The organism is Psychrobacter sp. CX10 (genome assembly GCF_057621575.2).
In genome coordinates this window covers 2143543-2160767 of sequence record NZ_CM177736.1, presented here as the reverse complement: position 1 = coordinate 2160767, position 17225 = coordinate 2143543, and the positions used below count along the sequence as shown (strand labels likewise).

Here is a 17225-nt window from a genome sequence, read left to right as displayed (position 1 = left end):
TTATTTAAGTAAAATATCCTCTATGACTTCATGACTTCTAAAAAAATGATTATTTATGAGACTAATTAATCTATAATAGAGTCTATTTTCAAATACGATATTTAACATATCCTTAATTTTATAAATTTCATTAGGAATAGGCATGTCTTTAAAACAGCCCATGGCGTCTAATTCAGGCTTTGAGTCTTCAAAATTAAAGCCACTTACTAGGTTTATTACTAGATCTATAACTGGGCCGATTGCGGCGGTGTGTTTGTCACCAGTTATTTTTATGTCTTCAATCCAAGCTGCTGAAACCGAAGATACTCAAGAGATGACGCCACTCAGCACCGATGCGTTTTATCAATGTTCTAACCTGAAGCTGGAAGCCGCTAGACTGGCATGTTATGACAAAGCAATCATGGGAGATGTGACCACACGAGGGCGAGGTAAGCAAGCTTTAGATTTGGCTGAATCTGTGAAAGCCAGTATCAGTGATTTAAAACCAACAGCTGTGTATGCTGACGATGCCCAGTATGCTGATAGTGCACAATATACGCAAGATGCAACATCGACAGATGCAGGTGCGCCAACGGCTTCAGGCAATGAAGCACTTTCAGCTGTGGGCTTAACGATTGATGATTTGGAGCCGTATACGCCGCTGAGTTTGGCCTATGATTTAGACAAAAATAGTGAGCTTGGCAATTGGACGATTAGACCTTATAGACCTAATTATTTATTGCCTGCTTTTGTGCATTATGATCCAAATCGTACGCCTACGACGCCAACACAAAGCCCAACAGATGAAGAGTTTGAAGAATACGGCAAACAATATGATAATTCACTAGAGTTAAAAGCACAAATATCACTAAAAACTAAAATTGCAGAAGATATATTTGATACCAGTGCAGATGTATGGTTTGGGTATACTCAGCAAATGTATTGGCAGGTTTACAATGAAGACAACTCTCGCCCGTTTCGCGCGACAGACTATATGCCAGAAGTATTTATAACACAGCCTGTCAAAGCCAATTTACCTTTCAACGGCCGCTTGCGTATGTTAGGTGCTGGTGTTATTCATCATTCTAATGGTCAGTCTGATCCATGGTCACGCTCATGGAACCGTGTATATCTCATGAGTGGTGCTGAATGGGGCAAACTCAGTGTGATACCCAAAGTCTGGGCGCATATAAAAAATGATTCAGACTCAGATCCAAGTGATAATCCAGATATTGTTGATTACTATGGACACGGTGAAATTAGCGCCCTATACAATATAGGGGATGGTGAAACGATAACGGCAACAGGTCGTTATAACTTTGATGATGAGAATGGAGCCATTCAACTCGGCTATTCTCGTCCACTTGCCAATGATATTCATGGATTTGTACAAATATTTCATGGGTATGGTGAGTCCATCATTGACTACAATGAAGAGACAACCGCCGTGGGCATTGGTATTTCTTTGAATGACTGGAAAGGTCTATAATTTTTACTTCATTACGCCAAATGTTCACACCCGCCTACTATCATCTAGGATTATGGCGGGTAGAGTTCATACAAAAAAGATGCTGCGTTTGTTTAATTAACGATGCGGATGTCATCACTCCACATAGCATAAACTCACATTTTTTAAACTCTATTACTTTAGCTTCAAAATCAAATATCTTAACCCCAAATGCTTTGAATACAAATAAAGCCGTTTCTAATGACATTGCTGATACTCATATCACCTCTAACAACCATACTCTGATAGACATTCCCCTCAATAACCATTTTTCTAATAAAACTGTCCTCAGCGACACTATCCTCAAAGACACTACTTCAAAAATTTGGAGGCGCCCTGCAACTTTATTGTGTCAAAATTGTCATGATGACATAGCGTGGTTGCCAGATGTAGCAACGATACCGATTGACCTGCAAGACAGTCATCAATCGGTTACACTGGAGAATCTCAATCATAAACAAGAGATCAATCGCATTCCCAAGTCCGAGCGCAATGACAAATCCAATGACAATCTCAATGACGATCTTAAAGACGATCACAGCGACAATCTCTCAAACTTGTCTACTTCTGAAAGTTTTAACCCAGCCACATTAAGTATACAATCAGCTGCGTTGCACCGTGGCTTTGTGCGGGCTGCGATGATTGCGTTTAAATATAAAGAAGAGTTGAGTGCGTTACCTGTATTGGTACATGCGCTAAGACAATTGCCACGTCCCAAAGGATGTTACAACGAAAATAGCCTCATAATCTCGGTACCTACAACCCCTAGCCGATTGCGTGATCGCGGCTTTGATCCTACCCAAATCCTTGCCTATCATTTATCAAAACATTGGGGTATACCTTTGTGGGATGGTATGAGCCGGGTTGATGATACAGTGCGTCAGCAAGGGTTAGAAAGACAGGAACGTAAGCAAAATATTCATCATGCCTTTAGACTCAATGAAGAACCTCCAGTAAAAAACCTATTAATTTTTGACGATGTCACGACGACAGGCACCACATTGTCCGAGTTGGCGGCGACCCTAATGAGACATGATAATCGCTCAAATTTACAGGCATATACTTTGACTTGTTAAAATAAAAGTGTATTTATAGTATAAATTAGTTATTATTAAGTTATTAAATTAAACTTAATGTTTTATAATGGTAAATAAGAGTTAATCAATTAGCTTTTAATATGCTTAATCTGAGCTTGCTACCATGATTAAAGACTACTTTAAAAGCTTGATCGTTAATTAGTTAGTGATTTTTATTCAACAGGTCTATATTGATAATTTTTATTGCAAGTAAGATTTTTATTATTAGTTTTTTTGATTTTTTCAGTTTAGACATTATTTTTATAGGAACGTAGGGTAAATGCAGCAGCCGAATACTCATCGTGGATTTACACTTGTCGAAATGATGATTGTGGTTGCCATATTAGGTATATTGGCGTTAATTGCCTATCCAAATTATCAGAATTATGTCATTAAAACTCAGCGTACCGATATGATGGGTGAGCTACAGAATATAGCAGCCACTATTGAATCGAAAAAAATTGCATTAGGTCGATACCAAGAGTTAACCTTTACTACCGTCAATAACAATCGCACTACCTATCCTTATACAGACAAAGCTCAATATGACTTGTCCATTGATAATCTTGAGACGGGTGAATGGGTATTAACGGCTAAGCCCATAGCCGGAACAAGAATGGCAGATGATGGCGTTTTAAGCATCGATCATACGGGCAAAAAATGTCATAAAAATTCATGTGGGTTTAATGATGAATGGCGCTAAGTTTATGCATTTGCGTATTATAAACTTCAAGAGTTAAGTTAGACGTACTAAGTGAGCGGTGATTTGTAATAAGTGTTTAGCAATAATTTAAAAGTAATAGTTGAAAAGTAAGAATTTAAAAGCAATAAGGGCTCACTCATTATTGTTCAGTCATCGATAAAAAGTACTCAGTGAGGGTTTAACGTCGTACTCTAAGAGGTAAAGATGTCAACTAAACCAGTCAAAATGGTATTAAATACTCAGATAGGGTTTACACTCATTGAACTGATGATTACCCTTGCTTTACTTGCCATCATCGCCTCAATAGCCATACCAAGTTTTAGTAATCAAATAGCGAAAAAAAGAACTCAAAAAGCGGGTATGCAGATTGTTTCGATATTTAATGAAGCTCGATCGAGCGCTGCATTAGCAAACCGTCCCATAACCTTAAAGATAGATAGTTCTAATCAAAGTTTTGAGGTAGTTGTAGGGAATAAAGTTACCGCGCAGCAACAGCTTGAAGACAGAGTAAAGATTACCAGCAGCGCTGATAGTGAATTGACGGTTTATCCTAATGGGTCGATTGAAGGTGGCGATAACTACTTTAGAGTTTGTGATGCACAAGGTAGTGAAGTAGGCGGTTATAGTGTTTGGATAAATGCTCGCGGTGTTGCTAAATATGGTTCTGGCAAGATGTCTTCATCGACTAATAATATATTAAACCTATCATGCGAGTAGCCGCTATGAAATTCAATCCATTATTAAGGCGTATCTTCATTTGGAGCTTTTAAATTTATGGACTAAAAATGGCTATATTTTCGCCAAATTGAGTCTAATTTCAAGCTAATATATCTATATTATCTGCGAAATTATCCTTGTTTGACAAGAAATTTATCTCATTTTTAGCCACGTAATCCAATTGAAGACATGCCCTAGATATAATATTTACAATAAGCTATGAGTATTGAGCATAGGGTGGCTATAAGCTTTATGAATATAAATATGAAACTGAAAATAATAAACCGGTTAAAGCGGTTTTATTGTTAAAGATAAGGAAGTCTCACATGATGTCAGCCGTACAGGGCAATGCTCACATCAGTCAACAAGGCGTTGGTCTTGTTGAAGTACTGGTCGCCTTATTGTTATTAGCAGTTGCAGCGTTAGGGTATACTGCCCTTCAAGCACGCTCGGTCGAATCTACAGATGAATCTCTTACGCGTACAGAGGCACAATTGATCCTGGGTAATCTTACAGAGCGTATTAGAGTAAATAGTACGAATAGCACCGTATTAGAGGAATATCAAAAGCTCATTAACAATGTGGGATCAATATCAGCTGTCGAATGTACGGCATCAAGCCCTTGTGATGCGCTGCAAACGGCTAAAAACGATGTTGCCGTATTGCAAGAGCAAGCAGATGCAAATGGCATTAGGCTTGGAATGATTACTTGTCCAGGCACCGCATCTAAAGGTAGCACCAAGTGTTTTATTGCAGCATGGAATGGCACAAGCCCTATATTAGCTATCTCAAACGAGGATAGCGACACCGCAACAGACGAAGGTGCTCAAGCCTGTTTGGACGCGCAAGGAGTTTATTTACCTAAAGCCGATTGTATATACATGGAGGCTTATTGATGGGAACGCATCATACTTCTAATCACCATGGCTTAACTCAACCTGCATATAATATAAAGTCGCAACAAGGGTTTACCCTTATTGAGCTTATTATTGCTTTGTTAATTGGCCTTATTGTCGTTGCCGCCGCCTTCCAATTATTTACAGGAAGTATTAATAATCAGCGCATTCAATCGTCGGCCTCTGATGTTCAAGAAGCGGCTATTTTCAACTTAAACTATATGAAAAAAGAGATCGCTAAGGCAAACCTTGGCGCGCCGACACCGATGATGCAAGAAACACCTTGGTCAGGCGTGGTACTCACAGGGTCGATAAACTCTAATGTAACAAACAAAAATAATGAAGCACTATTGACTGGTAATATGCGCGGCATAACTATTGATGACAGCTTATTGACCCAAAGTCCAAGTACCAAAGCTAATACAGGATATAGCAATGTATCCCCAGCGATAAATAGTGATCAGCTGACTATTCAATATCAGGCGCCTTACGATGGTGTCGATTGTGAAGGCAACGCATATGAACAAAACGAAATGGTGATTGAGCGGTTCTTTACGCGATTGGACAATCAGTTGAATCTAGGAGAAACCTCCACAAACAATTTGGCTATCGTCTTAGCGTGTGATGCAGGTCGTTACAGTATAAATGATGGTTTTAATCCTGAGAATATAACCACAGACTCTATAACGATTACCGGCTTTGGTGATGCAGGCACAATATTAGTCAATCGTGTCGATTATTTTGGTATCAGATTTGGCGTATTGTCCCCAGAGGGGCTTGTGTATATACCTGTGTCAGACTACATGAAAAAAACCAATAACAACTACGATGTCGATGCTGCCATAGTTGCTATTCAAATGGGGGTTATAACGCGCGGGAATAATACAGTGAGTGGTGATACAAAAAACACATTTATTGTTAATGGCAAAGGTTTCACTATTGAGAATGGACAAAACTATATTCGCCGAGTATACGAAAGCGTGATTAGTCTGCGTAATAGTAGGAGTGAGTTATGAGGCGTACGTCATCATTAAGGGCTTTATATAAAGCGCCATCTAAAATGCCATTGGACGGCTCAGCCAAAACGCATTCTAATGATTACTTGAATCAAACCCAGCAACAAGGTGTGGCTTTGGTTGTGGTGTTAATGATCGTGCTGCTATTAGCGATAGCGGCAACAATAATGATTACCAGCTCTAGAACGTCGCTTGGCTTAACCACGACTGCCCAAGTCAATCAGCTATTATTTCAATCCTCTGATGTGCCTTTAGTTAAATTAAAAAGAATCTCTGAGAATAAGGATGAGCTTGAGAAGCTTACTGCTGAGGATCTAGCACCGATAAGATTTATGCAGCTTGAAGGGGAACAAAAGCTGTCAGAGTATGTTTTGTGTTATGAACCCACAGAACGTAATGCATTATACGCGGGTACCAGTGAGCACCGTATTATGTTAGACGGTAGAACCATAAATACCGATAAATACTGTAATTTAAACAATTCTGAATCTTATACTAGCCAAAGAGAAACCGTAGCAACGCAAGTGTCGCTATATCGTAAGTCAGCCGAATCAGAGTTAGAAGATGGTGTTGAAATTCCTCCATTTAGCGGGGTGAAAGAGGGTGGTGATCCTGCTAGCTATAACGGAGCTAATAATATTCAAATTCGAGCTGCTGTAACTTCTGTATTACCTGCCATGGCCGATAGTAAGCAAGATGTTAACGATTGTCTTAAGCTTGCAGTAGGTAATCTGGCTGGTGACAGTGCTGAGAATAATCAAATTAAATGCTTAAATGATACAAATGTACCCAAAAATATACAGATTCAAGATTTTAGTTATCAAAACGGTTACGAATAATAATATTAAAATAGGTTAAATTAATATTTAATTAAAATATATAATTATTATTTCAACTATTAGAGTTTGGCGTGAATAATAGACTTCGGCGTAAACAATGACAGCGTTAATAAAAAGACTAGGTACCAAAAGGCCCAAGATACATGAATAATTTTAAAGTTCTGCCCTTAACACTTGCAGTAGCTGCATCGCTAGCTGCTGTACCTAGTGTTACGTCGCAAGCTGCTAGTCAAGGTGATTTGGAAATTTATAAAGGCGGGCTGCCGACAGGTGAAATCGGCTCAAATTCAGGTGAACAAAGCTTACCATCAGGGAATGCTGCATTATTAATGTTAGACATGAGTTCGGTCGATGGTCAAGTCACGGTTGGCGAGTTTAACAAACGTAAAGAAAAAATGATCGAAACCATCAAGCATCTCATGACGGATACCAGTGCAGATAGAATTGATGAAAATACCTTAATCGGTCTGGGCGTCTACCCAAGCTCGTCTATTCAAAATAAAGGCCTAAGCGGAGATGGTATTACGGCAGGTATTTTTGTACCTGTAGGTCGTATCGGCCCTATAGGATCTGCGCATCGTAATAAGATCATACAGTTTGTTGAGCAATTGGGCAGTACGCCAACCCTTAGCCCTATGGCACCTGCATATGCAGAAGCAGGGGCGTATATGATGGGCACTACCACCAGCAAACTGAGTCTAGATACTAGTGATTCTGATACGCTAGATGATTATCCTGATGTTCAAATTTTTACCCGAGAATTAAGAAAAGACGATGATGACTGGGAATATTGTCCTCCAGAAAACCGCCAGTTAAATATTTATGAGAACAAAGATGCATCGGGTAAAGTAAAAGTTGCCCATGCAAGATTGGAGTGCCCTGAAACGCTGAATAATGGTGAGTCAGGATGGGTAGAAATAGATGAAGATAATGTAGCGAGTTGGAACTGGGCTTCAGGATTAGAAGATGATAGCGATAATGCGGCATCCGCAGCTGAAATTCAAAAGTTAGCGGATGAAGGTAAGAATCTCTACGACATCATTTGGAGAGGGAGGAAGCCTTGGCCAATCGATACCGTATATGATAGAAGCAAAATAAGTCCGGTAACGCTTAATTTAAGAGATTATCATTTTAAAGAAGATAAAGCATTTGTAAATAGAAAAACAGAAGACAGTACCCCAAATGATAGAAGTTGGGGCGCACCTGATGGCTTCACTTATTATTATGATGCAACGGTGGAGCCTAAGTCAGCTTTAGTGCCTGAATTATTATATCGTAAATACCGTACCCGCTTTAACTGGCAAGCGTTCAAAACAGAATGGCAGTATTGTGCCTTTGATAAAGCCGAAATGGTGAATTACATTTATTCTTCATATCGCTTTATGTGTAATGAAGAAGATTGGGTAACGGTTAACAGAAATAACGCGCAAGACTATCCAGAAGTGAATTGGGGCAATACCCGCCCTGCCGGTATAGATGGTATCGATATTACGAGCGATGGTGTTGATGAGAATTATTTCTACGACGCTATTTTAAACCCTTATAATGGCTGGCGTTATTATTATAAAGCAGGATATCTTGGCAATTATTATGCACTGCCGCCTACTTTAAATAATAACTTTTCAAGTTCGGGTATTCGTAACTTACCGCCAGAAGTGAGAAGATTTCAAAGTTATAAATATGATCAGCCCAACTATCGAATATGCACCCCAAATTATGACGCTCCAACGGGCGTAAATCCCTATCAGTCTAACCCTGATAACCGAGCAACAGAAGAAGTTTCAATTGTTCAAAATGCTGGCATATTTTTTCTAACTGCGGGTATTCCAAGCTCAGCTGCAGTACCGCCACGCAATGAGATGAATAAGTCTTTGGGCTTATACCCTGAGGAAGATAATGCCACTGAGCAAGCCAAACTGATTCAGTATGGGGTGGTTGATAGGCTTACTGGCGATCCTCAGTACAAATATGCATGTCAGACCAGTGGTTTGGATAATGGCAGCTCTATTTCTCATTGGGGCTGTATGGGCGCGTATTCTCGGCGCTTAAACTCTTCAAACAATCCAAGCTCTCGCGCTATTCAAACAGGCGTTCATTTAATTACTCCCCTTGATGTTAGCGTTGATCCCGATACCTGTAATGTGAGTGGGTCTGCGGCCTTAATAACAGGTGGGCCTCTAGATAATAATCGCAAAAATAGCCTCAAAAACTCATGCAAATTAGGATCAAGTGATTACGGCGGCGGCGGCTTCAATCAGACCACTACCAATACGGATGCGGCAAGCATTAAGCAATTTGCCAATCAGATAAAGACACAAATTAATGCGTTAGGTGGGGATGAATCGACGCAGTTTGGACTCGTACCCAGTGCGCCCATCGCCGTTCCAGGCAATAGCTTACGTCCTGGCGAGCTAATGAGTTATGGGTATTTGCCACTGGTCGCGCCAAATCCAGGATCGGGTAAGTCACAGTGGATTGGAAATTTACGTAAGTATAAGTCCACGGCAACAGGATACCAAGGTCAGTCTGGTTCAAGTCCGTTTTCAAATGGCTCTGGGATCGCGGCGGCTAATACCATTTTAGCAGCGACATCAAAAGACTATTGGGCGAACGAATCATACCGGTCTACAGATCAGGCAGGCGGCGTGTATGAAAATATCAAACCTGCCAGTAGCCAAGACTCAGCAAGTGCTAGAACAATCTATCTAAGCCGTGCAGATAAAGGGCCGCTTACCAAAATTAGCCCGCTTCGCGATGTGGGTAGCAATAGTATTAACAAGGTTAAGTTGTTCTCATCATCAAGTGAGGCGCTAGATAGTAGAGATGTCGTTACACAACGCCTTTTATTAAACTATATGGGTTATCCAATTAAGGATTACGACCCCAATGCAACAAAGAATGTAGACATATTAAACAGCGCAGATGGTGAAACCTCTGAAAAAGTGATGGGCGCAGTCATTCATTCTACCCCAGTCTCGTTTGTATCTTCCGCCAGTATAGGTGAAGATGGCGTTTATACTCCAGAAAAAGAGTATGTATTATTTGGAGCGATGGACAATGCGCTGCATATCGTCGACAACTCTAATGGAGAAGAGGTATTCTCTTTCTTCCCAAGAGAAGTCCTGACCAATAAAGGTCAATACAAAGGCATTACCTCAGAGCTGACGGGTACATTAGATGATAACACCCCAAGTTTTGGTGTAGATGGCCCTTGGGCAGTATACACCTCGTATAAAGCCAAAGACAAAAAATTAAAAGCAGATAAAATTTATGCGTATGGTGGTGCAAGGTTAGGTGCTCAAGCATACTACGGTTTGGATTTAACAGATATTGATCAAGATAAATCCCCCGAACAGCTATTTACGATTACCAATACAGGCGACTTTAACCGTCTGGGTTATACGTGGGCGAAGCCAGTGGTTACCAAAATTCGCTGGCAGGGTGCTCCAAAATTGGTAGTGGTATTATCAGGTGGCTATGATACCGAATACGACAAGACCGACCAACAAAGAATTGATGAGGCAGGCTCTGGTACCTTTACCAATCAGCAAACACTTGGTAATGCTATCTATATCGTTGATGCGACGACGGGCGATCTGTTGATATCAGCCAGCAATACAGGTGAGAATGCAGGGGATACGACCGCCAATAATGCGGATGATAAATTCGTTACGGGATCCAAAACCATAGCGGCGTTAAATAGCCATATGAAATATAGTATTCCTGGTGGCGTCAAAGTATTGGATAGGGACGCGGATGAACTTACCGATCATATCTATTTTGCAGATTTAAATGGTCAGGTATTTAGAATGGACATTAACAATAAAGTGTCTGATGCCCAGACGGCTTCTCGAGTCAGAGTGCAGCGTATTGCAGATTTGAATGCTAATGCTAACCAGCCTGGCCTAAGATTTTATGAAGCACCGACGGTGACCATACAAACCAATCGTAAAGGGACTAAGTTTGCGACCGTTAGTGTTGCCTCGGGAGACAGAAGTAATCCATTGGCGCAAAACCTATCAAATCATGTAGATACGTTATATACGCTGTATGATAAGGATGTGGCTCAATCAGGCGTATTTAAAGACAGCTATCGTTTGAGCAGTACCATTACGGCAAGCAAACCCAACTTAGCCTTAGGTGTCCAGTCACTAGATGGTCTGGTCTTAAACTATAAGCCTAACGGAGCTTATAACTCATCAAGTTCAACTGGCAGCGCGTATCAAGATTACGATGGTTGGATGTCGCCGCTCACTCAGTACGGAAGTGGCTCTAGCCAAAGTAATGTTGGTATTACCACAGACAGTATCAAAGCCATGGGGCCATTAGCGGCTATCGCTAATAGATTGTATGTCTCTGCGTACAATCCAAATGACGGACTTAAAAACACTCAAAACGCGTGTCTACCTGAAGTATTAGGAACCACTGAAATTCATCAATACTGCTTACCTTACGGTATATGTAATATTAGCGGCAGCAGTAGCAATCATTACCAGCGCTTTAGAGCGGGTAAAGGGATTATGATTCCCTCATTTGGTACAGGCTTTGAAGTAGGTAGTGAGGACACCATGTCGCGCAGTTTAATCGGTCAAGATACGCAGACCAATGTGTTTACTGAGCTTAATAGTGACGGGGCCCCTGAGGTAAAATCTAGCTTCTCGTTCAAAGGCTCACTTAAGCCCTTGGCTTGGTTTGATTTACAATCAAAAATCGAGCGTAAAAAAGAAGGCCCAACCGTCAATCAATAACACCTTAGAATCTATAACTTCATAACGTTTTGGCATTATGTGCCTTAACGTTTATGCGGTGGTATAGTCAGCGAACTACGAAACGGTTACGGCGTTACCTTTACGCCTATATGAATAGTACTTGCACTCGGTTGGCTTGTAACCATTTTAGACTTCTTTAACTATAGATGGGATATAAATTATGAGTGCTTACAACAAACGTACCTCAAGAGAGTTTGGCTTTACGCTTGTTGAGCTTATGATCGTTGTGGCTATATTGACGATTATAATGAGCATTGCCATACCCAGTTATCGAAAATATGTGCGAAATAATGTTGAGTATCAAGCACGTCAGCAGATCATGTTTATCTCTGATCAACTCTCAAGATGGAAGGCAAAGCGGTTAAGTTACGCAGGATTTGAGCCACGTGAGACAGTGGACGCTGATGGCAACTTGTATCTACCTAAGGACAGTAGTCCATCAGACTATAAATATAGAGTCGTTTATACAGCCAGTAGTCAAGAATGGCAAATACTGGCAACGCCCAATCCAAATGATCAATTGGTAAAACACTCACCGATTTATTATGCCGATAGTCTCGGCGGTGAATGTGCTTTGGTTTCAAGTAGCAATTTAAACGTTGCTCAACTCTATGCAGCGGGTAAATCTTGTGATGATATCGGCGCATCGACTTGGTGATAAAAAAAATTTCGAAAATATAACTGTATTTCTGTATCCTAACCGCTTGATATTGAAGCCAAATATTCATCGAAATAATTGTATGAATATTACTGAACGTAATTTTTATATTTAATTTTGTAAACTTGTAGTTTTTGTATTAAAATACTCTCAAGTAGGCTTAAATTAATTATTAAGTTTAAGCTTATTCTCTAAAACTCTATATATCAATTGAGCTATATTTATAGCTAGTTAAATGTATATATCAAATTTAGGTAGTTGGTATTAAACTATCTATTAATATTACTCAAAGGAAACACTATGCAAAACCAAAAAGGTTTTACGTTAATCGAATTAATGATTGTAATTGGAATTATTGCAATTTTGGCATTGATTGCTTTACCTGCGTATCAAGATTATACACAACGTGCTGCTAATACCGCATGTTTAGCTGAAGCTCGCTCATACGTAGGTATTTCTATTGCAGATAAAGCAACAGATAATGATCTAAGTAAATTTAACGTGTCTGCATGTGCTAAGGTAGATAAAGATGATTTAGTAAAAGATGACGCTGCTGCTCGCTTAACTGCTTTTACTGGTGATATTACATTTACACCACAACAACGGGGCAGTAAAGATAAATTACGTGTTACGGAATGTAGTGCTGAAAGTGGTAAATGTGAATTAAAAGATGAAGTCGTCGTAATTCCCGAATGATTAGATGATTCGAATACCGAATCTAATGGGACCCAATAATGATTAAGGTGATATTTCAATATATACTTTAAATTCTATAGTTATCTTAAATTCTTAAATATTCAGTTTAAACAATAAAAAAGCGACCATTTAGGTCGCTTTTTTAATTTAACGCTACGCTTTAAAAATTGCAAATAATTAATTAACGCTCTAGATACTGGATCTTACCTTCTACACCATCCCACTTTTCAGCGTCAGGTAACTGGTCTTTCATTTCAGTAATATTAGGCCATTCGTCTGCAAGCTCTGCATTAATTTCAATAAATTCTTCTTGACCTTTAGGTACTTCATCTTCAGAAAAAATAGCATTTGCTGGACATTCAGGCTCACACAAGGCGCAGTCAATACATTCGTCAGGATGAATGACCAAAAAGTTCGGCCCTTCATAAAAACAGTCTACAGGGCAGACTTCAACACAATCAGTGTATTTGCAGCGAATGCAGTTATCAGTGACAACAAATGTCATAGCGAGCTACCTTTGTATATTGTATCTTGATAGAATCAAACGACCACTTTGGCATGCCCTGTTATCATATGTATTAATGAATCAACAATGACGTAATAAAAAGGATACTTGGCTAAATGGGCTAACTATCAAGATGAGTTGGAAGAAATGAATACCAGATATCTACTAATATCTACTATCAGATATCTACTAAAATATAATTAGGTCGCTATTTTACCTTGTAACGCACTATTTCACAAATTATGATAAATCCGCTTTTACATCTTGTTTCAACTTATATATTAAATCTAGTGCTTGTTTAGGCGACAGCTCATCGGGCTCAATATCATTTAGAGTATTAAGTAATGCTTTAGCCTTTGCATTCAAAAGGGGCGGTGCAGTCTCATGGTTAGTCGCTTTATGAGCTTTATTGTCCGCCTTATTTGGCGATTCTATTGTATTTGAAAACGAATCAACGTGTTCATTGACATCAAAGTTAGGACTCTCATTACTGTTATTAGCATCATTTGCATAAGCTTTATCTAATTTAGCATGAGAGTTAAGCTCAGTGTCGCCACGCTTAATGCCGTCACTAGCTCCACTACATAGGTTTAGCGAATTAGCCGATTGCTCAAGATGCTGGCTCTGCTCGACAAGATATTGCTCAGCCGCTTCTAACACCGTATTCGGAATACCTGCCATCTTGGCAACATGCAACCCAAAGCTTGAGCTTGCTGCGCCGTCTTGTATACGGTGTAATAGTAATAATTGACCATCGACCTCACTAGCTGCGACGTGTACATTACGAATTTTTTGATTTAATGCTTCTTGATTGACTAATTGGGTCAACTCAAAATAGTGCGTAGCAAATAAGGTTAGGCTACCCATGTTACAAAGCTGAATTGCACACGCATGTGCAATTGCCAGTCCATCTGTGGTAGAGGTGCCGCGACCAACCTCATCCATGAGGACCAACGAGCGATCTGTTGCTAGGTTTAATATTTGCGCGGTTTCGATCATCTCCACCATAAAAGTCGACTTACCACCCGCTAAATCATCAGCCGATCCAATTCGGGTAAATATTCGGTCGATATCTCCGATAGTGGCGCTAGTTGCAGGCACAAAGCTGCCACAACATGCCAGCAATACAATCAAAGCAGTTTGGCGCATATAAGTGGATTTACCGCCCATGTTCGGTCCGGTAATCAAAAGTAATCGCTCAGCGTGCGGCGAGGTTCCCATTTCGCAATCGTTTGCCACAAAGTGCTGAGGTGCATTGACGATAGCGCTTGTACTGCCAGTAGAGTTGGGTTTACTCATGGCCTCAACGACCAAGTGACGCCCTTGCTGGATATAGATATAGCTCTTTTGAGCATCGAGCTTTGGACGCACCCAGTGATTGTCTTTTGCCAATACAGCCCAGTTCAGCAGCACATCTATTTGGGCAATGGCAGCACTAAGACGCTGAAGATGATGTAGCTGCTCGCTTAAATCATGCAATAACTTTTGATATAGGGCTTTTTCACGAGCTAAAGCGTTGGTCTGGGCATCTAAATACTCAACCTCAAGGTTTTTGAGCGGTTCGGTGATAAAGCGTTCGCTATTTTTTAAAGTTTGACGACGTATGAATTGTTCAGGCGCCTGCGCAGCTTGACCTTTTGGTAATTCAAAATAAAAGCCACTTACTTTATTAAATCCAACTTTTAGGCTAGGTAAGTTGTACGCGTCACGTGCTTGGGCTGCCATATTGTCTAAAGTGTCTTGAATATTGTAATGCAAACTGACCAGCCGATCGAAGTCCTCATCATATCCTGAGCCAATCATCCCGCCCTCTCTAATATGTGCAGGAGGCGCCTCAACAATGGCACGTTCTATCAAATCTGCAATGTCCTCAAGCTCGGTATGGGCAGTATGGGCAGTATGGGCGGTATGGGTTACATGAACATTAGGTAAGTGTGCTGCCAATAACGGCAGCAAACCAAAGCCTTGCAGGTCTAACCCAAGCTCAATAAGTTGGTTCGCCAATTGATGACTATAGCGAATACTTTGCGCCAATCGGCGTAAATCGCGGGGTTTGGCGCTACGTAGTCCTATACGACTGCTAATACGCTCAATATCAGCGATTTTTTGTAAAGTCTCTTGTAGAGCGGTTAAGGCTGATAGCGTAGGCTGATTGGTAAACCACTGCACCGCGTCTAATCGGTTGCTCAGCGTACTATGTGCCTGTGCTAAACGAAGCGGGCGCTTAAGCTGATTGGATAATAGACGCCTGCCCATAGGTGTGGGGCATTTATTGACCACCTTTAATAGGCTAGTGCCCGTACTGCTCACGGATTCAAATAATTCTAAGTTACGACTGCTTATATCATCAATAATTAAATAGTCTTCATCCCTCTCGATAATAAGCTCGGTCACTTGCGGGGTATGGCGCTGCTGAGTTTGCTGTGCATAGTGAATGAGCGCCGCGCTACTGGTTTGAGACAACGGGCTATCAGCGATACCCACGCCCTCTAAGGTTTGAACCTTAAATTGACGGCACAACGTATCGTCTGCGTGCTCAGGGTTAAAGTCGCTCGCCGCCACACTAATGACTGGGCAATAAAGCGTATCTTGTAGCCAGTGACGCCAGTCATCTGACATCGTTTCGGGTATGATAACCTCGCTGGGTTCAAAGCGATTTAATACAGTAAGCAGGCGCTGTTTGATTAAAGCTTCATAATCAAGCGTCTCGTACTCAAGGTTCTGAACGTCACCGGCCTTAGCTGAGTCTGAGTCAGTCGCTAAGGATGTGTCAGGGACTGGGTTTGAGGCGTCCGAATTAACAACGAGCGTTTGCGTACGGATGGTGCCAGCATTGATATCTAGCTGACTGATACCTGCAGCCAGTTTCGACTGTTTGTTTGCAGCTTTAGGATGATATAGATCAATGGCGACGACACTAGGGGTGTGATTTGGCGCAATAAGCGCATCATCTGTTAGCGTACCTGCCGTAAGGGTCTTAACCACTTCACGGCGCATGATGCCCTTGCCGGCAGGCTTAGTTTCTTTTTCATTTTGTTTGTTAGAGGCCTCCGAGGCGCCAGACGCTTTATTGTCACCAGACTTTTCGTTCTCTAATAACTCATCATTTGGCTCATTGTCGTCGACTTGTTCACAAATAACCACAGTTTCACCAGCAGCTATCAATCTTGCCATGTAGCTTTCTGCTGCATGAAAAGGTACGCCTGCCATCGCAATGTTGTTACCCGCTTTGTCATTGCCACGCCGTGTTAAGGTAATATCCAATATATTGGCAGCACGCTCGGCATCTTCAAAAAATAATTCATAAAAATCGCCCATTCGATATAGCAATAATGCCTGAGGATACTGTGCTTTTAGGGTTAAATACTGAACCATCATTGGGGTGTGGTTGTTCAGGTCGTACTCAGTACCAGCAATATTGATAATATGGGTATTGTGTGGCGTTTTTGACATAATAAGACTTATTAATTGTGCAGAGTATAGTAGAGCGGGTGAACATCAATTAACCATAGCATTAAACTATAGCATTAAATGACAGCATTAAGCGTGTCGACAGATACAAGGTTCTTGAAAACGTAATGTTCTTTAAAACGCTATGTACTTAAATGTTAAATGTACTTAAATGTTAAATGTACTTAAATGCGTGATGATTTTAAAAACGCTATGATGATATATTATATCAAGTATTGTAGCTAAACCCCTATTTTAGCAGTAGATGTTTTATCGACAGCCTCTAATTGTAAAATTATTCATAATATTGTGTCTGAGTAAACATATACCCTTGTATCTATCGATGCTGTTACCATATATAATAAATAAAAATTTTTTTAGGTCGGCAGTTTAATATGCTCGACTATGTCGAAT

At 40.5% G+C, this 17225-nt stretch carries 12 protein-coding genes; 10 read left to right on the top strand and 2 right to left on the bottom strand.

Features of this window, described 5'->3' with window-relative positions; genetic code table 11:
• Positions 1 to 142 precede the first annotated feature (142 nt).
• The 10 genes from AC21OH_RS08685 (at position 143) to AC21OH_RS08640 (ending at position 12856) form a co-directional block, all read left to right on the top strand.
• The gene (locus tag AC21OH_RS08685; protein WP_487370059.1) at positions 143 to 1468 is read left to right on the top strand and encodes a phospholipase A; all 1326 of its coding nucleotides are present in this window, start codon (positions 143 to 145) and stop codon (positions 1466 to 1468) included.
• Between the two features lie 20 nt (positions 1469 to 1488).
• Positions 1489 to 2562, top strand: a complete 1074-nt coding sequence (locus AC21OH_RS08680; protein ID WP_487370060.1) for a ComF family protein — start codon at positions 1489 to 1491, stop codon at positions 2560 to 2562.
• A 280-nt stretch (positions 2563 to 2842) separates the two neighbouring features.
• Entirely contained in the window at positions 2843 to 3265 is a 423-nt protein-coding gene (locus AC21OH_RS08675) for a type IV pilin protein (protein WP_487370061.1), read from the top strand.
• A 204-nt stretch (positions 3266 to 3469) separates the two neighbouring features.
• Entirely contained in the window at positions 3470 to 3982 is a 513-nt protein-coding gene (locus tag AC21OH_RS08670; RefSeq protein WP_487370062.1) for a pilus assembly FimT family protein, read from the top strand.
• Positions 3983 to 4308: 326 nt separating this feature from the next.
• Positions 4309 to 4878, top strand: a complete 570-nt coding sequence (pilV, locus tag AC21OH_RS08665) for a type IV pilus modification protein PilV (protein ID WP_486535622.1) — start codon at positions 4309 to 4311, stop codon at positions 4876 to 4878.
• Positions 4878 to 5894 carry a PilW family protein gene (locus AC21OH_RS08660; protein WP_487370063.1) on the top strand — a complete coding sequence of 339 codons (1017 nt, stop codon included), beginning with the start codon at positions 4878 to 4880 and terminating at the stop codon, positions 5892 to 5894. Before pilV ends, AC21OH_RS08660 begins: the two co-directional genes overlap by 1 nt.
• Positions 5891 to 6733 (top strand): hypothetical protein, encoded by an 843-nt coding sequence (locus AC21OH_RS08655; RefSeq protein ID WP_487370064.1) that lies wholly within the window; start codon positions 5891 to 5893, stop codon positions 6731 to 6733. The genes AC21OH_RS08660 and AC21OH_RS08655 overlap by 4 nt, the downstream gene beginning before the upstream one ends.
• A gap of 143 nt (positions 6734 to 6876) precedes the next feature.
• Positions 6877 to 11481, top strand: coding sequence for a pilus assembly protein (locus AC21OH_RS08650; protein ID WP_487370065.1), 4605 nt, complete (start codon positions 6877 to 6879; stop codon positions 11479 to 11481).
• 181 nt (positions 11482 to 11662) lie between these two features.
• Entirely contained in the window at positions 11663 to 12160 is a 498-nt protein-coding gene (locus AC21OH_RS08645; RefSeq protein ID WP_487370066.1) for a type IV pilin protein, read from the top strand.
• Positions 12161 to 12460: 300 nt separating this feature from the next.
• The gene (locus AC21OH_RS08640) at positions 12461 to 12856 is read left to right on the top strand and encodes a pilin (protein WP_487370067.1); all 396 of its coding nucleotides are present in this window, start codon (positions 12461 to 12463) and stop codon (positions 12854 to 12856) included.
• A gap of 181 nt (positions 12857 to 13037) precedes the next feature.
• On the opposite strand, the gene fdxA is transcribed toward AC21OH_RS08640, so the two are convergent.
• Together fdxA and mutS are read right to left on the bottom strand one after the other, a co-directional pair.
• Positions 13038 to 13361 carry a ferredoxin FdxA gene (gene fdxA / locus AC21OH_RS08635; protein ID WP_486535616.1) on the bottom strand — a complete coding sequence of 108 codons (324 nt, stop codon included), beginning with the start codon at positions 13359 to 13361 and terminating at the stop codon, positions 13038 to 13040.
• A 240-nt stretch (positions 13362 to 13601) separates the two neighbouring features.
• On the bottom strand, positions 13602 to 16814 hold the full coding sequence (mutS, locus tag AC21OH_RS08630) for a DNA mismatch repair protein MutS (RefSeq protein ID WP_487370068.1): 3213 nt from the start codon (positions 16812 to 16814) through the stop codon (positions 13602 to 13604).
• Between the last annotated feature and the right edge of the window lie 411 nt (positions 16815 to 17225).